The sequence below is a fragment of the Myxococcus sp. CA033 genome (assembly GCF_013336625.1).
Taxonomy (GTDB): domain Bacteria; phylum Myxococcota; class Myxococcia; order Myxococcales; family Myxococcaceae; genus Myxococcus; species Myxococcus llanfairpwllgwyngyllgogerychwyrndrobwllllantysiliogogogochensis.
In genome coordinates, this window is sequence record NZ_JABUMU010000004.1 from 305,633 (window position 1) to 325,791 (window position 20,159).

Sequence of the window (20,159 nt, forward strand, 5' to 3'; positions counted from 1 at the left end):
GGGCTTGCGAAGCTAGAGGCCCGTCGGGCCCGTCGGGCCCTTCGCCAGCTCCGCCACGAAGCCCGCGGCGATCTTGGAGAACTTGAGCGCGTGGTTGGCCGTGCTGCCGGACTTCGCGATGGTGTCGCCCGTCGTGTGGATGTAGGGATTGCCCTGGCTGACGACAGCCTCATGCGGGATGGAGGCCGCGAAGCCCGCGTTCGTCCACGACGCGTGGTCCGAGCAGGCATAGCCGCACGTGGTGTTCACGTGGGTGATGCCGGCACCGTAGGTGTTGATGACGTTGCGCAGGAACGTGTTCTGCGCGGAGTTGGTGTAGTCGGTGACGATGCCCACGTCGGCCGACGTGCCCCGGTAGTTGGTCATGTCCAGTTGGAGCACGCCCACCACGTTGATGCCGTTGTTCTTGTGGTACGCGGCGATCTCCTTGGAGCCGCGCAGGCCCACTTCCTCGGCCGCGTAGCCCATGAACTTCACCGTGCGCTGCGGCCGGTAGTTGCAGGCCACCGCCGCCCGGATGACCTCCGTGAAGGAGGCGATGCCGGAGGCGTTGTCATCCGCGCCCGGCGCCGTGCTGCCGGAGGAGATGGAGTCCAGGTGGCCACCCACCACGACGACTTCGTTGGGCAGCGTGGTGCCCCGGATGGTGAGGATGACGGAGGGCTGCGCCCAGGCGGTGTGCGTGAACAGCTCGGACGTGATGTCCGTGCGGCCGGCGGCCAGGGTCGCCCAGCGGCTGCGCAGCCAGTTCGCCGCGCTCACGCCCGTGCTCGACGTGTAGTAGCGCGTGGTGTACGCGGCCATCGAGTTGATGGTGCTGCGGACGTTCGCCTCCGTCATCTGGCCGATGAGGCAGTTGGCCGTGGCGGCGTTGTCGATGGTGTAGGTGATGAGGTCGCGCGTGGACGCGTCGGACGCGGGCACCAGCGACTGCTCCGCCTCGTCACGGCTCTCGAACGTCACGAACCCCGCACAGCGGTTGAACCGGTCGTGCATCACCTCGGCGATGCGCGACAGCTGCGACTCGCGCACGGGAATCACCACCACGTCCTCCTTCGACAGCGAGGGCGCGGGGACGCTCCAGCCTTCCCGCGCGAAGGCCTCCGAAACGGGGGCCAGGGCGTCGGAGCCCAGCGAAATCCACAGCTCTTTGTCCTCGGCTTCAGCGAAGGCCGCGGTGGGGCTCAGCAATAACAGGGCAAACGGAATCAACCGCTTCATGGGCAGCACTCCTCGGTGGTTGGGTGGTGCGACGCGGATCACCGCGGGCGGCCGCATCGCACGGCCTCCGCGTGTGGTCCCCAGGACGTGCGCAACGCCAACCCGCGCGCGTCGACGGAGACGGACCCGTACTTTCCGTTTTTCCGGTGAATCCCAGCAACACACCCCTCCCCTGAGCACGGGAGGGAAGTGTTCACCCGTCAACAGAAGCCCCTCGCCCGGCTGCGTCACCCTCCTGGACCGACACCGGCCCTATTCGTGGAGAAGGCCTTCAGTCGCCGGACCGCGCGGCCAGGGCGCCCAGGCCAGGGCGCACGGCGGCCAGGGGCGAATCGGACTCGGCGAGGCTCGCCTCGGTGCGCACCATGGGCAGGCCGTGGGGCTGCCCGCGAAGGAAGGCCATGAGCTTCTCGCGGACGATGCACCGCAGCTCGAAGGCCTTGCCGGAGTCCGACGCACTCACCAGCGCGCGCAGCTTCATGGTGCGCTCGGAGAGGTCCGTCACCTGGAGCGCCTGCACCTTGCCGTCCCACAGGCCGTTGGACTCCTGCTCCAGCACGCGCTTGAGCTCCGCGCGCACCGAGGGCACGTCCGTGCGGAAGTCCACGTACAGCTCCGCGGTGCCCATGATCTCCGGCGACACCTTGCTCCAGTTCTGGAAGGGCTTCTCCAGGAAGTGGCCCATGGGAATCACCAGCCGGCGCAAGTCCCACACCTTCACCACCACGTAGGTGAGCGTGATTTCCTCCACCCAGCCCCACTCGTTCTCGACGATGACGGTGTCGCCGATGCGGATGGGCTGGGTGATGGACAGCTGGATGCCCGCGAGCAGCGTGGAGATGGACTTCTGCGCGGCCAGGCCGATGAAGAGGCCGGCGATGCCCGCGGAGGCCAGGAGCGACACGCCCACGTTGCGCACCGCCTCGAACTGGAGCAGCAGCAGCGACGCGCAGATGAGCACCACCGCCACTTCAATCACCCGGCGCAGCACCGACAGCTGCGTGCGCAGCCCGCGCGCACGGGCCACGTTGCCGCCCTGCTCCTCGCGCGCCACCGTCTGCTCGACGAAGCCCGCCGCCAGCTTCACGAAGCGCAGGAGGAACCACCCCACCGCGGCCAGCCCCACCGAGCGGGCCACCAGCTCCACGCCGTGCTTCGCCACGGGTGGCAGCTTCAACGCCCACAGCCCCGAGGCCACCAGCACGACGAAGAGCAGGTAGCGCACCGGCCCTCGCGCCGACGCCGCCAGCTGGTCATCCCAGCCGGACTTCGTCATCGACGTGGCCCGGTCCACCAGCCGCATCACCAGCCACTCCACGCCCCGCCCCAACAGCCAAGCTCCCGCCACCAACACGCCCAGCCCCGCCCACTGCCACAGCTCCAGTCCACCCCAGGAGCCCTCCGGCACCGGCACGGGCAAGGGCGGCGCGGCCCCTTCCACACCGGAGGCCTCGGTGGGCAGGGCAAACAGCAGCGACTGCAGGGAGCTTGTACGAACCATGTCTCGGGCCTCTCGTGGCGGGACGCGTGCGAGCCAGCGCGCACCGGACGGTGTGCCCTGGCGGGTGCCTCCACCCTCGGGTGAATGTTTGAGGTCAAACCTACTAACGGTATGAGTGGGCCGCGTCCATGAACTTCTCCGAGCCCGGACGCCCTGCGGCCCACGAGGCGTCAGCTCGGGGACAGCGACTCCCGGGGTCCAAACGACCCGGCGTGCTTTCCTGGGATGGCGGGGCTGAGCGACACTCGGGGTTCGTGCAGAGAGCCCTCGGGGCGCGCGGCGCCTGGCCGTGCGCTCCCTCATGGAACGCGAGGAGTCGACGATGAGCATCTGGAATGTGGCGGGTCGCTGGGCCCGGAACGTCCTTCAGCAGCCGGCCGCCGCCCCTGTCGGCAACGAGGCCCGGGCGAAGAATGGAAGCGCCGCGGAGACGCCGAAGGACTCCTTCACGCCGTCGCCGTCGCCGGGCCCCAGTCCCACCCGGCCGGAGCTGAATCCCGCGCCACCGGAGGGGTACTCGAAGCCGGTGAAGGCGAACGAGCTGCCGGACGTGGGCAACGGCTCTGGCGTGCTGACGCTGAACCTGGCCAACGGCGCGGGCTCCAAGTACCGCACGGAGGACAACCGCGAGGACCAGGCCCGGCTCATCCGCGAGACGGGCGCGAACATCGCGGGCTTCCAGGAGGTGGACATCAACGTCGACCGCAGCGGCAACGCCAACACCGCGCTGAGCGTCGTCGCCCACCTCAACCCGGCGTTCGAGGCCTTCAAGTCCGGAACGGTGCCCACGGTGCCCATCGGCGAGGACGCGCCGGCGACGGCCATCCGCAAGGGCAACGACGGCACCACGCTCTACCAGACGCCCGAGGGCACGCTGGTGACGGGCGAGTCCTTCTCCGGTGATGACCGGAACATCAAGGGCGACAGCGGCGCGGACGCGACGTACGGCAACGCGGTGTACGTGGGCGCGCCGGACAAGGTCGTCGACGCGTACACCATCACCCTGCCCGCCGCCGAGTCGGGCGGCCCCACGGTGTCCTCGCCGGAGCAGCTCGCGGCGCTGGGCGACGGCAAGGTCACCGACGCGGAACGCAACGAGCTGGGTCAGCGCAACGAGGCGCTGCGCAAGAACAGCCCCTCCGAGCCGCGCACCGCGCTGGTGACGCGCGTGGTGGGGCCGGACGGTCGGGAGAAGAGCATCATCAACGTGCACCTCGCGGCGGGCAGCGAGTCCAGCGGGCTGCGCGCGAAACAGCTCGCGTACCTGGCCGACATCGCCCGGGCGGAGGCGAAGGGCCCTCCAGCGCGCGAGCTGGTGGTGATGGGCGACTTCAACGACTCCACGAAGAACGTGGGCGACGCGCTGGAGGGCGCGGGCCTGCGCCGCGTGGTGGGCGGCAAGAAGGCCAACGGCGACAACTTCGACCAGGTCTGGGTATCGGGCGGGTTGGACACCGACACCAGCGCCCAGGTGAAGACGGAGGGCGTCAGCGACCACGCCCACGCCGGCTACACCGTCATCCGCTGAGCACGGCCCCGCGTGACGGCTGGCGGGCTACTTCTTGCCAGTCGTCGCGGGAGGCGCGGCCTTGGGCAGTCGCGAGATGTGGCTCGCGGCAATCCGCCAGCGCCCGTCGCGCTTGATGAGCGTGTCGGTGAAGCGGAAGTCCACGTCGAAGGGCGAGCCACCGGAGACGCCCTTCACGGAGGTGATGCCAATCACCACCGCCGTGTCGCCGTAGAGGCGGACCTTCATGTCGTGGTTGCGGAAGACCTCGTAGCGAGGCTCCTTCGCGCGGACCTCGGCCAGGGTGGCCGCGCGGTCCGTCACGTTTCCCGCCGAGTCCATCTGGGTGAAGCCGCCGGCGAGAAAGCCCTCCAGGAAGGCGACGTCGCCCTTCTGGAAGGCCTCGCACGCGGCGTGGAGCCCGTCGAGCACGGCCTTCTCATCCGCGCTCGGAGACGCGGCGACCGAGGGAGACGACAGCGCGAGGACCAACAGGGTGAGCATCGACTTGAGCATGGAGGGCCTTCCAGGAAAGGCCCTCGACGTACAGGGGATGCCACCGGCTGTCGAACCGTCGTTGCTTCTTGAAGCTCAGTCGTCGCTCGACGCCCGCTGGCGCAGCACGAGCAGCCTCGGCTCGGTCATGTCCTCGATGGCGTACTTCACGCCCTCCCGTCCCAGCCCCGAGCCCTTCACGCCGCCATAGGGCATGGTGTCGACGCGGAAGCTCGGCACGTCACCCACCACGACTCCGCCGACCTCCAGCTCGTCCCACGCCCGCATCGCGCGCGACAGGTCATTGGTGAAGAGGCCGGCCTGCAAGCCGTAGCGGCCCTCGTTCACCGTGCGCAGGGCCTCGGTGAAGGACGTGAAGGACTGGAGCAGCACCACCGGACCGAAGGCCTCCTCCGCGCAGAGCGGCTCGTCCGCGGGCACGCCCTCCACCACGGTGGCCTCCAAGAGCGCGCCCTTGCGACCACCGCCCGTCAGCACGCGAGCGCCTTTCGCGACCGCGCTCTGAATCCAGCCTTCGAGTCGCCGCGCCGCGGGCTCATCAATCATGGGGCCGAGCGTCGTCGCCTCGTCCCGGGGGTTGCCCGCGCGCAAGGCCTGAGCCCGGGTGACGAGTCGCTCCTTGAGCGCCTCGTAGTGCGAGGCATGCACGAGCACGCGTTGCACGGAGATGCAGCTCTGCCCCGACTGGAAGAAGGCGCCGTGCGCCACCCGGTCCGCGATGACGTCCAGCGAGGCGCCGGGCTCTCGGTCCACCACGCAGGCCGCGTTGCCACCCAGCTCCAGCACCACCTTCTTGCGTCCGGCGCGGGCCTTGAGGTCCCAGCCCACCTTCTCCGAACCAGTGAACGACAGCAGCTTGAGTCGCTCGTCCTCGATGAGCGGACCGATGTCCGCGAGCGAGGGGGTGATGACGGAGAAGGCACCTTCGGGCAGGGCCGTCTCCGCGAGCACCTCCGCGAGCAGCATCGCGCTCACGGGCGTGCGGTCCGACGGCTTGAGGATGAAGGGGCAGCCCGCGGCGATGGCGGGGGCGACCTTGTGGGCGACGAGGTTGAGCGGGAAGTTGAAGGGGGTGATGAGCGACACGGGGCCCACCGGCACGCGACGGGTGAAGCCTCGGTAGCCCTCCGCTCGCGGCGACACCTCCAGGTCCATCACTTCTCCCCCGCCCCGCACGGCCTCCTCGGCGGCGGCCTTGAAGGTCTCGATGAGGCGCGTGACTTCACCGCGTGCGTCGCGCAGGGGCTTGCCCGCCTCGATGCAGAGCACCTGGGCCAGCTCCTCCGCGCGCTCCTGGAAGCGGCGCACGCAGTGTTCCAGGACGGACTGGCGCGCGTGGGCCGGCAGCTTGCGCATGGGCTCGGCGGCGCGCACCGCGGAGGCGATGGCCTCTTCCACGGCGGCGGCGTCCGCGAGCGCGACTCGCGTCACCACCTCTCCGGAGTACTTGTCGACGACGGGCAGGTCCGAGTTGGGCTGGCGAGGACGATTGGCCAGATAGTACGGGTAGCGTTCAGCCAGCATGGAGCACCTCGAGTTCCTTGTCCCCGACGCCGAGCGCGCGGGTGTTGTCCGAGTAGTCGATGGGCAGGTCGATGACGTGGACGCCGCCCGCATCGAGGCTGCGCGCCAGCGTGGCGCCGAACTCCGACGCGCTCGTGGGCCGGTGACCCCTGGCACCGTAGGCCTCCGCGTAGCGGACGAAGTCGGGGTTGCCCAGGGCCATGCCGAAGTCCGGCAGGCCCATCTCCCCCTGCTTCCAGCGAATCATTCCGTAACCATCGTCGCGTACGACGATGACCACCAGGTCCAGGCCCAGGCGCACCGCCGTCTCCAGTTCCTGCGAGTTCATCATGAACCCACCGTCTCCGCAGACCGCGACCACCTTGCGGCGGGGGTGCACCATCCTGGCGGCGATCGCCGACGGGAGCCCCGCGCCCATCGTCGCCAGCGCGTTGTCGAGCAGCAGCGTGTTGGGCCGCCGCGTGCGGTAGTAGCGGGCGAACCACAGCTTGTACATGCCGTTGTCCAGGCAGACGATTCCGTCGTCCGGCAGCGCGCGGCGCACCTCCGCCACCAGTCGCGCGGGGTAGATGGGGAAGCGGTCATCCGCGAAGCCTTTCGCGAGCTGCGCCTCCAATCCCGCCCGAGCCTTCTCGAACGGCGTGAAGTCCCAGTTCGTGCGCGAGCCCAATCCCTCCGCGATGCGCCAGACGGCGTTGGCGATGTCGCCCGTCACCTCCAGCTTCGGGAAGTAGACGGGGTCCACCTCCGCCGAGGAGAAGTTGAGGTGGACCACGGCGCGGCGGCTGTCGCGCATGACGAAGGGCGGCTTCTCGATGACGTCGTGGCCCACGTTGATGATGCAGTCGGAGGCTTCGATGGCGCGGTGGACGAAGTCGCCGTCGGACAGCGCGGCGGTGCCCATCCACAGCGGGTGGGACTCATCGACGACGCCCTTGCCCATCTGCGTGCTGGAGAAGGGAATGCCCACCCGGTCCACGAGGACGCGGAGCATCTCCGACGTGAGCTTCCGGTTCGCGCCCGCGCCAATCATCAGCAGGGGCCGCTTGGCGGAGGCGATGGTCTCCACGGCCTGCGCGATGGAGCCTTCATCCGCCACGGGCCGCTTCCAGGCACTGGGGGCCAGGAGCGCGGCCTCGGTGGAGTCACGCGCCACGTCCTCGGGCAACTCCAGGTGCGTCGCGCCGGGCCGCTCCTCTTCCGCGCGTCGGAAGGCCTCGCGCACCGCCGACGGGATGTGCTCCGCGGAGACAAGCGTGCGCGTCTGCTTGGTGAGCGGGCGCATCATCCCCACCACATCGACAATCTGGAAGTGGCCCTGCTTGCTCGCCTTGATGGGCTTCTGCCCGGTGAGCATCACCATGGGCATGGCGCCGAGCTGCGCGTACGCGGCGGGCGTGACGAGGTTGGTGGCGCCCGGCCCCAGCGTCGCCAGGCACACGCCCGCGCGCCCCGTCAGCCGCCCCCATGTCGCGGCCATGAAGCCGGCCGCCTGCTCATGCCGGGTGACGACCAGCCGCAGGCCGGAGGCACGCATCGACTCCAGCAGGTCCAGGTTCTCCTCTCCGGGGAGTCCGAAGACGCAGCGCACGCCCTCCGCTTCGAGTGCTTTGACGAACAGGTCCGAGGCCTTCATCGCAGTCCTTCCTTCCGTGACAAGGGAAGTTCTACGGTCCGGGCTCGATTCGTACATTCGTTTGTTCGCATGGAGTCGATAGGCGCCATCTATGATGGCGCCATGGAGCTCAGGCACCTGCGCTACTTCACCGCCGTCGCCGACACGCTGCACTTCGGCCGGGCCGCGCGGCGGGTCCACGTCTCCCAGCCCACGCTGTCCCAGCAGATCCGCCAGCTCGAGGAGGAGCTCGGTACACCCCTCTTCGAGCGGGCCAGGACCGGGGTGCGGCTGACGCAGGCGGGGGAGCTGTTTCGCACCTACGCCTCGCGGGCACTGGAGGACGTGGACGCGGGTCGGATGGCGGTGGGCGCGCTGCGGGGCCTGGCGACAGGCTCGCTGCGCGTGGGCTATCCGCCCAGCATGCGCGGCCTCGTCGTGCCCGCGCTCGCCGCCGTGTTGCGCCGCCATCCAGGGCTGGTGTTGAGCGCGGAGGAAGCGGTGGTGCGGCGGCTGGAGCGACGACTGGCGGATGGAAAGCTGGACGTGGGGTTGGGCTATGCGCCGGCGCGCTCGCCGGACCTGGACACGGAGGCCGTGTTCGACAGCCGGCTCGCGCTCGTCGTGGCGCGCGGGCATGTGCTCGCGTCAGCGGAGTCGGTCGGGGCCCGGCAGCTCGCGAGCGAGCCCTTCGCCCTGCTCTCTCCGGGGCTGCGCGTGCGCTCCCGCGTGGATGCGTACTTCGCCACGCTGCGCCTGTCCCCGCGCATCGCGCTCGAATCGAACGCGGTCGCCACGGTGCTGGCCATCGTCCGCGCGGGGCTGGCCGTCACGGTGCTGCCCGAGCCCCGGCTCGCGGACGTGGAACGACTGGTGGTGAAGCGGCTGGCGCCCGCGCCACGCTCCGAGCTGGCCGCCCTCCTCTGGCGCAAGGGCGCGCCCCGTGCTCCCGCCGCCGAGCTGTTCGCCTCCGAGGTCCGCGCTCGCGCGAAGGAGACGGGCGACTGAGTGAAGCGCGTCCCGCATACTCACAACCAGGTGGTTGACTGTCACTTCGTCGCCGCTATGCTCAACAAAGTGGTTGAACGTCGTCCGGATGCCCCGTGGCGACTCCATCACCTCCCGAGGGAACGATGCGAATCCCCTTCTGCAGTCTGTTCGTCGATGACCAGGAAAAGGCGCTCAAGTTCTACACGGAGAAGATGGGCTTCGTGGAGAAGGTGAACGTTCCCGCGGGAGGCGCGCGGTGGATCACCGTGGTCTCCGCCGAGGACCCCAACGGCACCCAGCTCGTCCTGGAGCCCAATGGGCATCCTGCGGCGACGACGTACCAGAAGGCCCTCTTCGCGGATGGCATTCCCGCCACGGCGCTCATGTCCTCGGACATCCAGAAGGACTATGAGCGGCTGAGCGCACTTGGCGTGGAGTTCCGGCAGAAGCCCACGCAGATGGGGCCTGTCATGGGGGCCATCTTCGACGACACCTGCGGAAACCTCATCATGATCAACCAGCTCTGATTCAGGGTCCGAGGGGTGCGAACATCGCGCCCCCGGGAAGGTCGGGCCGTGGCGGCATCGCGACGAATCACCCCACATATCTGGGATTGCCTCGCCTCGTCTGACTCCGTCACGCTCCCTCTCAAACAGGGAGGAATACATGCAAGCAGAACGGAGTCTTTGCGGTGCATTGGGGATGGCCATCCTCATGCTGACGGGCTGCGCTCCTGACGAACTCTCGTTCGAGCACGAGGAGGCGCTTCTCGGCGACAACGAGCGAGCGCTGTCTCTCGATGATTCGGGAACCGCTGAGGACGCCGGAGAACCCGACGCGGGCGAGGAGGATGCGGGAGACCCAGACGCGGGCGACGAGGACGGGGGCTCGCCTGATGCCGGGGAACCTGACGCAGGTGAGCCAGGCCCCAGTGGCCCGACCCCGGACTACTGCTTTGGAAACTGGGAGACCTTCTACTATTCCAACATCCTCTACACGATCCCCGTGGGGAGGGCTCGCTGCAACTGCGGCTACTTCGCCCAGTTTGGCGAGACGACCTCTTGGAGCATCTCCACCAACCTCGGGTCCTGTCTGAAGTAAAGACAACCTGAATCATGAAGACCGCATCACCGCGCCCGGGCAGGAGGTCCGCCGCCCCGTGCCTGGGCGTGTTCTTCGTGGAGAGGAGGCCCCTGCTCACGCCGAGGGCCCCCCTCTCCACTTCAACCACCGTCCGCGATGCGAAGGTCGAGGACGTGTTCCCAGCTCAGTAGATGCACTTGAGGCCGAGGTTCAGCACGAACGGGACACCGGTGTTGGCATAGGTGTCCATCGTGCCCGTGGTATAGCCGAAGTGCTGGCAGACCCGGTTGACGGACCCGCGCAGGTGCCACCACGAGGCAAACGGCGGGTTCATGCCACTGAGGAACGGGAACCGGGAGTCATCGGTGTCGACCCCGCGAATCGCCACGAAGCTGCTCGAGACGCAGACCAGTCCGAAGAGATCCGCCGATGTATCCGCGAAGCCCGTGAAGAACCCCGCGCTGTAATAATTATTGCACTCATTATCCGCGATGGCTCCCCCGTTGAATGCCGCCTGCGAATCGAGCGAGGTGGAGCTGCCTTGCCACAAGGCCCATGCCCGCGCATCACTGCCAGGGATGTCCTGCCAGGTCACCATGTCCGAGGTGAAACAATGGATGCCCATCAACTCACCATCTTGATCGCCGGTGTACATCCCTCGCGCGTAACCGTAATTCGCACACACCGCCTCCGCGCTCCGGTTCGCGTAGGCCCAGCCCACGTCGTTGCGGTTCGCGATGGGAAAGCCACCCGCGCTTCGCATCGCAGCCGTCGTGTCGAACCATACCGTTCCGGCGAAAGCCGGAGCCGAGACCAGTGCGACGATGGTGGATGCAAGGGCTGTCACGAGCTTGGAAATTCGCACGGCTCCAAACATGCTTCTCTCTCCTGGAAGGGACATCGACTGAGGTAGCCGAGAGAGATACGGAGCCCTGGCAAATCCTGGTCGTCGTTGGCTGTGCATTCCCGAGAAGGGGTGCAGCGCACTGCACGATTCTCATACAATTGGATTCACAGATGCACGTCAGCACAGGGCCTGCTTCGGCCCAGCGGCTCCACGCAGCAAGCAAGCGTCGAGTCCTGCCTCCGCGCCCTGGGCAGCCAGGCTGTGCGGACAGGGGCCGTCGCTCATTCCGCTTCCCGCCGGGAGGGGTTGTCAGGCCCGGGAACGTCGGCCAGTCTCCCGCGTCCATGCACGAGACTCGCCTCACCGAGCTGCGCGCCGAGTTGTCCGCGACCCACCACGATGCTCGCGTCACCAGGATGGTCGAGTTGGGCCGCCTCGCGCCGACGAACCCCGAGGCCCGAGAGGTCCTTGGGCACTTGTCCGAGGGCGATGCCCATGACCGGCAGCTCGCGCTGTTCGCCCAGTACAGCTGGCGCGATGGGCGGCAGGTGCTCTCCGCCACCACCGACGTGTCCGCTCGCGTCCGTTCCCTGGCCTACCATCTGGTGGCCCTGGCCTGTGACGACACGCAGGCGCTGGAGGCGCTGAAGATGGCGCGCGTCGTTCGCCGGCAGGATGGACTCCTCCGAGGGCTCGTGCGGACCGAGCGGAGGGGCGTCATCGATGCGTATCTCGACGGGCTGGCCTCCTGTGCGGACGTGCCTGACTTCGCTGACGCCGTCCCCTGGGCCACCCCGGAGGGAATCCGCCGCCACCTCCCCCGAGCACTCACGCGCCCCAGCATGCGCTTCTGGAACCGGTTGGCGCACGACGCCCCCGGCATCCTCGCGGAGGTGCTCTCCGCGCGACTGAAGGCGGTGACGGGCGAGCCCGACCCCGTGACGAGGATGTACCTCCGGGCGTACCTGCCTCGCATCGCCGATCAGGCTCCCGACGCGGCCCTGGAAGTGTTCGAGCTGCTGCTCTCCCGCCACATCCACCCCGACACCTATGACTGGCATTGCCTGGTGCTTCATCGGCCCGAGGCCGCCGTGGCGCTGCTCCAGCGGCATGAGCACGCCCCTGTCTTCGAGAAGCAGTTCGCCCGCGCCGCGCCGCGATTGAGCGAGGACGCGCTCGTGTGGCTCGTTCGCCGCGCGCCCATCACGCTGGGGGACGCCAGGACCCTGCTGCCCCGGCTCTCTGAGTCCGCCCGTCGCGCCGTGGTCGAGGCGTGGTGCGCGGCCGTGGATGTGGCTCCGGACTGGGGCGCGCAGTTGCTCCGCTCCATCCCCGACACCCACGAGCGAGACCGCGTCCACGCGCGATGGAGCGTGGCCGCGAGGAATCCGGAGGGCATCATCCCTCCCGCCACGCTGACCGCGCTGCCCAACGATCTGCGTGAGCGCGAGGCGCGCCGACACCTCCACGAGGTCGTCGCCCTGGGCACCCGCCCCCTGCCGCGCATGGAGTACGCGCGACTGCTCTCGTGGGACGAGGCAGAAGCGGTCCTCAAGTCCCATCTGGGCCACCCGGAGGGCAACATCCGCGGCGAGGCGCTGGCTTCGCTGCTGGCCATCCCCGGGTTGCGCGCCGACGAGCCGGCCCTGGTGGACCGCGCCCTGCCCCTGGTCCTGGCACGCAAGAACGAGCAGGACCCCGTGCGCACGGCGATGCTGGGTGCGCTCGTGCTGTGGCCCCGCCGTGTGTGGCGCGCGGAGCACACCGAGGCCGTGGGCCGGATTCTGCGCGACGCGCTGGATGCGGCGGACCTGTCCCATCGGACCGCGGTGCTCGCGGAGACGCTGCTGCTGCGCACCTTCGCCCGGGCTCCCGCTTGGGGCGCGACGTGGTTGGCCACCCTGCTCAAGGAGCGCGGCCAGCTCTTCAACACGCGCCTGGGCGAGTTCCTCACGGATGACGAGGTGCGCACCGCCGCGCCCCACCTCCTGGGCATCGCCCGGGGATGGGCTCAGCGCGAGCGTGGGGGGCCGATGCTGGCGCTGGTGAACAGCCTGGGCGAGCGTGTGAGCCTGGTGCCGGGCCTGCCCGAGCTCGCCGCATCCATTCGCGACGAGACGCCCTGGTCCTTGCTCGCGCTGGGGCTGGCCCAGTGGCAGTCCAAGTACGACCGGGCGGGCTTCGAGTCCACCGTGGGCGCCGTGGTCCGGCGCTTCCACGACCGGGGTTGGTTCTCCGAAATCATCGCGCTGGCCCACTCGGAGGAGGAGGCACGGCCGCTGCACTCCGAGCTCGTCTCCGCACTGGAGCGTGTGGCGCTCCACATGGGGAAGGAGGCTCACTCCGCCTTGACGGTGCTCCGCTCCAGGGCGTGGATGGCCTTTGACGGGTTGCTGCCTCGGTTGCTGCGGTCTGATGCCAGCGTCATCTGCTTCCCCGTCGTTCACACGTACCTGCACCGCCGCAGGCAGGAGCTGCTGACGCCCTACCTGAGCGCGCCCGTCATCACGGGCCGCTTCGCGACGGCGAAGACCGGCTGGCTGCTGGCGTTCAACGCCAACGGCTTCCATCGGTGGACGTCGGAGCAGAGCGCCCTGTACTCGAACGCGGTGGGGCGGCTGGTCGAGGACCTGGAGCGCGACACGCCGACGTTGCTCTGGGGCGTCGCGACGCTCGCGGCGGTGGATTGGGCGCCGATGGAGGGGCTGTGCGCGCTGGTGGATGACGCGCGGCTCGCGGTGCGCGACAAGGCCATCCAGGTCCTGTCGCGGTGCGACCAGGGCCAGGGGGTGCCGACGCTGCTGCGCTGCCTGGAGGATGCCCGCGCGCGCGTCGCCATCTACGGACTGCGACGTGCTTTCAACGGCATGCCGCCTGGGCGTGTGCTGTCGCTGTTGGCCAGCGTCCCGCTCACCAAGGTCACCGTCGCCAAGGAGGTGGTGCGCCTGCTGGGGGAGCTGCGCACGGACGCCGCCTACGAGCGACTCCTGGAGTTGGATGGAATGCGCCTGCATCGGGATGTGCGCATCGCCATGCTGCGCGCGCTCTGGGACCACCTGGAGCGCGAGCCCACCTGGACTGTCTTCGCCCGTGCGGTGGAGGACGCCGACTGGGTCATGGCCGCGCGCCTGGGCGACGTTCCCGCGGACCGGCTCACCGAGGACTCTGACCGCAAGCTGTCCGCGCTGCTCGGACGGGTGCTGGCGCGGCCCGAGCCGGAGGCGCGCATTGAACTGCTCCAGCGTGCGGCGTGGCTCGGCGTGAAGGATGTCGAGCGGACCTTCCTCTCCGCCTGTGGGGCTCGGCTGGCGTCGCCCTACGATGACGAGGTGGGCGCGGCCATGCGGGCCGTGCTCCATCGCTCCAATGAGCGCGACCTGGAGCGATTGGAGGGCATGTTGGAAGCAGTGGCCCCGGACCGGCGCGCGTTGACCGTGGCGCTGGAACAGCTCCTGCGCCTCGACGTGAAGTCCCGCGCCAGCTACACGCTGGCGGCGCGCGCGGCCGAGCAGGTCCTCTCCCAGGACAGCCGCCTGGCGCCGCTGCGTGTGCGGTGCGCCACGGCGGCGCTGGCGCCTCGGGAGCTGGCGGAGCGACTGGTCCACATGGGCGAGGCGGGCCATCTGCATGCGGATGCGCTGGAGGCGTGCCGTGCCTCGGTGAACACGTTGCCCGTGGGCGACCTGGAAGCCGTGGAGGCCCGACTCACCATGAGCGGGAGCGCGGAGGCGCGACGCGTGGCGGTGTGGTGCCTGGTGCGCGACTCGGCGCCGGGGCGTGGATGGACGCCGGAGCGCCTGGGCCGGCTGAAGCGGCTCCAGCAGGACGTGTCGCCGCTGGTCTCCGGTGCCGCACAGGCCATCTTTCCGCCTCGCGAGCAGGTGTCGCCGGCCGTGGCGCCCTCCACGTAGGACCGCTCACCCTGGGCGGTCTGGCCTTCATCCATCGATAGGCATTGAGCCGAGGACGATTCCCATGACCCCTCCCCACCCTGCCCCCCTGTCTGTTCTAAGCGATGCCCAGGTCCAACAGTTCATCGAGGAAGGCTTCGTCCGGCTCGATGACGCATTTCCCAGACAGGTCGCGGACGCCGCGCGCGACATCCTCTGGCGCGATACGGGCTGCTCCCCGGAGGACCCATCCACCTGGACACGTCCCGTCATCCGGCTCGGTGAATACATCCAGGAGCCCTTCCGACAAGCAGCCAACACTCCTCGCTTGAGGGCCGCGTACGACCAGCTCGTCGGTCCCGGGAGATGGGCTCCCCGGATGAGCCTGGGCAGCTTTCCCATCCGCTTCCCCAGCGCCGAGAATCCCGGCGACGACGGTTGGCACGTCGACACCAGCTTCCCGCCTCCAGATGGCGGAACGGGCTCCTTCTTTGAGTGGCGCGCCAATGTCGCCTCCCAGGGGCGCGCGCTGCTGATGCTGTTCCTGTTCTCCGACGTCGGAGAGCACGACGCCCCCACGCGCATCCGCGTCGGCTCCCACCGGGACATCGCGAGACTCCTCGCCCCGGAAGGCGCCGCGGGACTGAGCTTCATGGAGATCGCGAGCAGGCTCGACACCACCACCCACTGTCCTGAAGCACGGGCCACCGGTGACGCGGGAACCGTCTACCTGTGCCACCCCTTCATCGTGCACGCGGCGCAGCCCCACCGGGGTGCCCGGCCACGCTTCATGGCCCAGCCTCCGCTGTTCCCCTCGGGGCCCAGGACGCTCGAAAGCAACGACGGTGACGAGTTTCCCGTCACGCGGGCGATTCGCCGGGCACTCGGCGCGACTCCCGCGCCCTGACGAACCGTCCGCCGCGTTCGAACATGGAGCGTGGAGCCGCCCCCCGCGGGTCGGCTCCACGCTCCCGTCGAATCCCAACCGCAACGGTCATCCCGCCCCGGACCCGCACCGCGTGGGGTGTGAGGAAGCAAGGCACGCTCCGGGGTGCATCTCCTGGAAGACACGGCCCGCGAACAGGTGGCGCATTTCTCGCGAGAGAATCTCCACCCGCGCCACAACCCCCTGGTTTCCCAGCGCTTTCGCCAGCAAGTCCCCTGAAGGGATTCAGGTGGGCGTCGCGTCTCGCATGACGCTGCGGATGCTCAGGTCCAATTGGCTCTGGAGCACGCGAAGCAGGCTGCTGAGCCCCTGGGTGTCCTCGCCCAGTCGGGCCGCGAGGCGCTGGCGCACATCATCACGCAGCCGCTCCCGCGACTGCGCCAGCCACCGCTTCACCGTGGACCGGTCCACCTGATACGCGCGGGCAATCTGCGCCGTCCCCAACCCCTCCACCAGATGCAGGCGCAGGAGCGTCCGTGAGCGCGGCTCCAGCGCCTTGAGCGCCTCCTGGAACGCCGCCGCGAAGTCCTCGCGATAGTGCTCCTGGATGAACCGCCGGTCCGCGTCCACCTCCGGCACGCTCGTTTCCGCGAGCTTGGAGTCGTCCAGATCGAACGAAATCCTCCGCTCCCGCATCAGGTTGAGCGCGGTGCGCAGCGCCGCGACACGGAGCCACGCCAAGAGGGTGCCCTCTCCCTCGTAATCCGCGATTCGCGGAGCGCGATCACCGCTGGGAAGAAAAAGCTTCACGCGCAGCACCTGGAGCGCCTCGTCCACCACCGAGACTTCCATTCCTCGGTGCAGCAACGCTTTTCGGAGCTGTGGGACGTAGCGGGCCTCGAACTCCGCAAGGGCCTGCGCATCACCGCGAGCGCAGGCTCGCGCGAAAGACACGTCTACTTCATGGTCGGTGCCATTCATCGTCATGACCGCCCACGTCGGTTATCGTCCTCGCGTCATGGAATGCCTCGAGACGCGACGACTCTTCGCCTTCGCACAGGGTGAACTGGACGCAGAAGCCGCGCACCAGGTGGAGCAGCATCTTGATTCCTGCGCCTCCTGTCGAGCACTCGTAGGGGAGGCGGCCCGCACGGAGGACGGGGAAGCAGGCTCGTCCACTCCGTCCCCTTCCTCGTCGGTCCCCCCGCTCTCCTGGCTCGAGCGCGGCGCGCTGCTGGGCCGCTACGTCGTGCTCGAGCGCATCGGAGCGGGCGGCATGGGCGTCGTCCACGCCGCATATGACCCGGAGCTGGACCGTCGCGTCGCGCTCAAGCTGATTCGCATCGACTCGACGACCCCCGCCCACCTGGAGCGCGCGCAGGCCCGACTGCTGCGCGAGGCCCAGGCCACCGCGCGCGTCATCCACCCCAACGTCATCACCATCCACGACGTGGGCCGCTTCGGGGAGCACGTCTTCCTCGCCATGGAGCTGGTGGACGGCACCACCCTGCGCTCGCACATCCGCGCTCGCAAGGGACGCAACGACTGGCGCGAGACACTGAGCCTCTTCATCCAGGCGGGACGCGGTCTCGCCGCCGCGCATGCCCAGGGACTGGTCCACCGCGACTTCAAGCCAGACAACGCGCTCGTCGGCAAGGACGGCCGCGTGCGCATCACCGACTTCGGACTGGCGCGCATCGTCGAGGGCATCGACGACACGCCCACGCCTCCGGGCTCCTCGTCTCCCGTTCCCCTGCGCTCCGAGTGGCACACCCGCTCGGACATGGTGCTGGGAACTCCCGCGTACATGGCTCCCGAGCAGAAGCGCGGCGAGCCCTCCGATGCGCGCAGCGACCAGTACAGCTTCTGCGTCGCGCTCCATGAAGCGCTCTACGGCAAGCGGCCTTTCGCCAGGCCCGCCGCGGTGGTGAACGCCACGCCGGAGCCCCCCCTTCCCGAGCCAGGGCCGCGCCCGCCGCAGGGCTCGGATGTTCCCGCCTGGGTGCATCAGGTGATTCTCCAGGGACTCTCCGCGTCACCCGACGCGCGCCACGACTCCATGGAGGCGCTGCTGCGCAGGCTCGGCCATGCCCCGGGAGAAAAATGGCGGCGCGCGGTGCTCGCCGCGAGCGCGGGTTTGTTGCTCCTCGCCGGTGGCGCGGCCCTTCACCGCTCCACCTCCGGAGACCCCTGCGCGGGCAGCGAGCAGTCCCTCATCGGCATCTGGGACGCCTCCCGCAAGGCCACCGTCCAGACCGTCTTCAAGAGCAGCCCCCTCCCCTACGCCGCCGGAGCCTGGAGCGAGGTGGAGCGCACCCTGGACGGCTTCGCGCGCAACTGGGTGGCGGCGAGTCACGAGGCCTGCGTCGCCACGCGAGTGAAGGGCCAGCAGACCGAACGCCTGCTCGAACGGCGCGTCATCTGCCTGGACCAGCGACTCAAGGACCTGGGCGCCGTGGTGGACACGCTCGCGACCGCGGACACGCAGGTCATCCAGAACTCGCCGCGCATGGCGCACGGCCTGGAGAACCTCTCGGTCTGCGCGAACCTCTCCGCGCTCGCCGCACCGGAGCCTCCGCCCACCGACGAGTCGAGCCAGAAACACATGGAGGCCGTGCGCGCCCAGCGCGCGCAGGTCCGCGCGAAGCTCACCGCGGGCCAGCTGGCCCCCGCCCTGGCGCTCGCAACCGAGGTGGCACGCGAGGCGCACGAGATTGGCTACGGGCCCCTGGAGGCCGAGGTCCTGGACCTGGTCGCCGAATCCCAGGGAAAGAACCTCGCCTACCGCGACGCCATCAAGACCCTGCACCACGCCATCCAGGTCGCCACCGCGAGCCGTCATGACCGCCAGGCCGCCGAGTCCTGGGCGGGGATGATCCGGCTCATCAGCCTGGTGGGGCCCGAAGTGGACCCCGATGGCGTGGCCCCGGCCCATGCGGAAGCCGCCCTCAAGCGGCTGGGCGAAGACGCACGCATCGAGGCGATGTACTTCCGCAACCTCGCCAGCCTGCACCGCACCCGAGGCCGCCCCGCGGAGGCGCTGGCCGCGAGCGAGAAGGCGGTGGAGCTCGCCCGGAAGGTCTACACCGCGAACGAACCCGAGCTCGGGACGGCGCTGCTCACGATGAGCCACGCACTCCATGAGTTCAATCGCCACGCGGAGGGCCTGCGCTACCTGCTCGAGGCGGAGGCCATCTACCGGAAGACCTACGGCCCCAATCATCCCTATCTGGCGACCGTCCTGGGCAACCTCTCCGTGTTCAGCATCCGGGTCGGCGACTCCGAGAGCGCGCTGAAATACGCCAGGGAGTCCCTGGCCATCCACCAGGGCGCCTATGGCGAGGAGAGCGAGCCCGCCGCCAGCGTGCTTCACAACATCGGCGGCTTCCTGCTGGAGTTGGGGCGCACGGAGGAGAGCATCCAGCACTATCAGCGGGCGATTCGCATCCGCGAGAAGGTGATGGGCCCCGAGCATCCCGAGGTCGCCTCCTCCCTGTCGAGGCTCGGGACCGCGCTGGCCTCCCTGGGGCACTTCGAGGAGGCCTTGAAGCATCACCAGCGCGCCTTGCTCATCAACGAGAAGAGCCTGGGCCCCCAACACTCCATGGTGGCGCTCGACCTGCTCGGCATCGGCGATGACTACCAGGGGCTCGGAGCCCCGAAGAAAGCCATTCCCGTCCTCGAGCGGTCGGTGACGGTCTACGAGAAACAGACGTCGACCAAGAACGACGACTTCCTCGCGGATGCCCGGTTCTCGCTCGCGCGTGCGCTCATGAGCACGTCCAACGGCCTGGAGCGGGCCCGCCAGCTCGCCACCGCCGCGCAGGAATACAACCACCGCTTCCCCAAGCCCCGAGCCCGGCAGGTCAAGGAAGTCGAGCAGTGGCTGGCGACCCATCGCGCGCCGGGCCCCCGCCAGGCTCCGAGCGAAGCCGAGACACGCGAACCCGGTCCCCATTATCCTCCGGCGCATGGCCAGCCCCTATGACGTGACACCGGTGCGCAGCCCCTCGGAGCTCGCGCGCATCCTGGACCTCCAGCGCAAGAACCTGCCGAAAGCCATCAGCACGGAGGAGATGCGCTCGCAGGGCTTCGTCACCGTGGAGCATGACGTGTCGGCCCTGGAGCGGATGCACGCCCTGGCCCCCAGCATCATCGCGAGCCACGCGGGAGAGCTCGTGGCCTACGCGCTGACGATGCCCCGGGAGTGCCGCTCGCTGATGCCCGTGCTCGTCCCCATGTTCGACCTGCTGGACACGTTGGACTACCAGGGCCGTCCGCTGGGTGAGCAGCGCTTCTATGTCATGGGGCAGATCTGCATCGACAAGGCCCACCGGGGCGTGGGGCTGTTCGACCAGCTCTATGCCGGGCATCGCGAGCTGTACCGCGAGCGCTTCGACGTGCTGGTGACGGAGGTCGCGACCCGGAACACCCGCTCCCTGCGCGCCCACGAGCGCGTGGGGTTCAAGCCGCTGCACACCTACCGCGACGCGACGGACGAGTGGGCCATCGTCGCCTGGGACTGGAGCGAGCCCTCCGCGTAGCCCGCCGATCCGGGCTCCGGCCGGCGCCCCGACAG

15 protein-coding genes are annotated in these 20,159 nt (G+C 69.2%); 8 read left to right on the forward strand and 7 right to left on the reverse strand.

Features of this window, described 5'->3' with window-relative positions:
- Positions 1 to 12: 12 nt before the first annotated feature.
- Positions 13 to 1,221: a M20/M25/M40 family metallo-hydrolase gene (locus tag HUA78_RS14030; protein ID WP_174455106.1), complete on the reverse strand. Its 1,209-nt coding sequence runs from the start codon at positions 1,219 to 1,221 to the stop codon at positions 13 to 15.
- 271 nt (positions 1,222 to 1,492) lie between these two features.
- On the reverse strand, positions 1,493 to 2,722 hold the full coding sequence (locus HUA78_RS14035; protein WP_174455105.1) for a mechanosensitive ion channel family protein: 1,230 nt from the start codon (positions 2,720 to 2,722) through the stop codon (positions 1,493 to 1,495).
- Between the two features lie 322 nt (positions 2,723 to 3,044).
- Between HUA78_RS14035 and HUA78_RS14040 the strand changes: the two genes are divergently transcribed.
- Positions 3,045 to 4,250 (forward strand): endonuclease/exonuclease/phosphatase family protein, encoded by a 1,206-nt coding sequence (locus tag HUA78_RS14040; RefSeq protein ID WP_174476475.1) that lies wholly within the window; start codon positions 3,045 to 3,047, stop codon positions 4,248 to 4,250.
- A 27-nt stretch (positions 4,251 to 4,277) separates the two neighbouring features.
- On the opposite strand, the gene HUA78_RS14045 is transcribed toward HUA78_RS14040, so the two are convergent.
- The 3 genes from HUA78_RS14045 to HUA78_RS14055 all read right to left on the reverse strand — a co-directional run bounded on the left by HUA78_RS14045 (position 4,278) and on the right by HUA78_RS14055 (position 7,905).
- Positions 4,278 to 4,745 (reverse strand): nuclear transport factor 2 family protein, encoded by a 468-nt coding sequence (locus HUA78_RS14045; protein ID WP_174465062.1) that lies wholly within the window; start codon positions 4,743 to 4,745, stop codon positions 4,278 to 4,280.
- A 75-nt stretch (positions 4,746 to 4,820) separates the two neighbouring features.
- On the reverse strand, positions 4,821 to 6,269 hold the full coding sequence (locus HUA78_RS14050; protein WP_174476476.1) for an aldehyde dehydrogenase family protein: 1,449 nt from the start codon (positions 6,267 to 6,269) through the stop codon (positions 4,821 to 4,823).
- Positions 6,259 to 7,905 (reverse strand): acetolactate synthase large subunit, encoded by a 1,647-nt coding sequence (locus HUA78_RS14055; protein WP_174455101.1) that lies wholly within the window; start codon positions 7,903 to 7,905, stop codon positions 6,259 to 6,261. The genes HUA78_RS14050 and HUA78_RS14055 overlap by 11 nt, the downstream gene beginning before the upstream one ends.
- Before the next feature lie 102 nt (positions 7,906 to 8,007).
- On the opposite strand from HUA78_RS14055, the gene HUA78_RS14060 reads away from it, so the two are divergent.
- The 3 genes from HUA78_RS14060 (at position 8,008) to HUA78_RS14070 (ending at position 9,975) form a co-directional block, all read left to right on the forward strand.
- Positions 8,008 to 8,892: a LysR substrate-binding domain-containing protein gene (locus tag HUA78_RS14060; protein ID WP_174455100.1), complete on the forward strand. Its 885-nt coding sequence runs from the start codon at positions 8,008 to 8,010 to the stop codon at positions 8,890 to 8,892.
- A 125-nt stretch (positions 8,893 to 9,017) separates the two neighbouring features.
- Positions 9,018 to 9,401: a VOC family protein gene (locus HUA78_RS14065; protein WP_174455099.1), complete on the forward strand. Its 384-nt coding sequence runs from the start codon at positions 9,018 to 9,020 to the stop codon at positions 9,399 to 9,401.
- A gap of 175 nt (positions 9,402 to 9,576) precedes the next feature.
- A complete protein-coding gene (locus HUA78_RS14070; RefSeq protein ID WP_174455098.1) occupies positions 9,577 to 9,975 on the forward strand; it encodes a hypothetical protein in 399 nt (132 codons plus the stop codon).
- A gap of 166 nt (positions 9,976 to 10,141) precedes the next feature.
- Here HUA78_RS14070 and HUA78_RS14075 read toward each other — a convergent pair whose 3' ends face one another.
- Positions 10,142 to 10,834, reverse strand: coding sequence for a hypothetical protein (locus HUA78_RS14075; protein ID WP_174455097.1), 693 nt, complete (start codon positions 10,832 to 10,834; stop codon positions 10,142 to 10,144).
- Between the two features lie 314 nt (positions 10,835 to 11,148).
- Here HUA78_RS14075 and HUA78_RS14080 point away from each other — a divergent pair, with 314 nt between their 5' ends.
- Together HUA78_RS14080 and HUA78_RS14085 are read left to right on the forward strand one after the other, a co-directional pair.
- Entirely contained in the window at positions 11,149 to 14,715 is a 3,567-nt protein-coding gene (locus HUA78_RS14080) for a hypothetical protein (RefSeq protein ID WP_254623707.1), read from the forward strand.
- A gap of 64 nt (positions 14,716 to 14,779) precedes the next feature.
- On the forward strand, positions 14,780 to 15,601 hold the full coding sequence (locus HUA78_RS14085) for a phytanoyl-CoA dioxygenase family protein (protein WP_174455096.1): 822 nt from the start codon (positions 14,780 to 14,782) through the stop codon (positions 15,599 to 15,601).
- A gap of 264 nt (positions 15,602 to 15,865) precedes the next feature.
- Here the strand turns inward: HUA78_RS14085 and HUA78_RS14090 are convergent, their stop codons facing one another.
- A complete protein-coding gene (locus tag HUA78_RS14090) occupies positions 15,866 to 16,567 on the reverse strand; it encodes a sigma-70 family RNA polymerase sigma factor (RefSeq protein WP_174455095.1) in 702 nt (233 codons plus the stop codon).
- Positions 16,568 to 16,598: 31 nt separating this feature from the next.
- Between HUA78_RS14090 and HUA78_RS14095 the strand changes: the two genes are divergently transcribed.
- Both HUA78_RS14095 and HUA78_RS14100 read left to right on the forward strand, forming a co-directional pair.
- The gene (locus HUA78_RS14095) at positions 16,599 to 19,568 is read left to right on the forward strand and encodes a tetratricopeptide repeat protein (protein WP_174476477.1); all 2,970 of its coding nucleotides are present in this window, start codon (positions 16,599 to 16,601) and stop codon (positions 19,566 to 19,568) included.
- Positions 19,552 to 20,124: a GNAT family N-acetyltransferase gene (locus HUA78_RS14100; protein WP_174455093.1), complete on the forward strand. Its 573-nt coding sequence runs from the start codon at positions 19,552 to 19,554 to the stop codon at positions 20,122 to 20,124. The genes HUA78_RS14095 and HUA78_RS14100 overlap by 17 nt, the downstream gene beginning before the upstream one ends.
- The last annotated feature ends 35 nt before the right edge of the window (positions 20,125 to 20,159 follow it).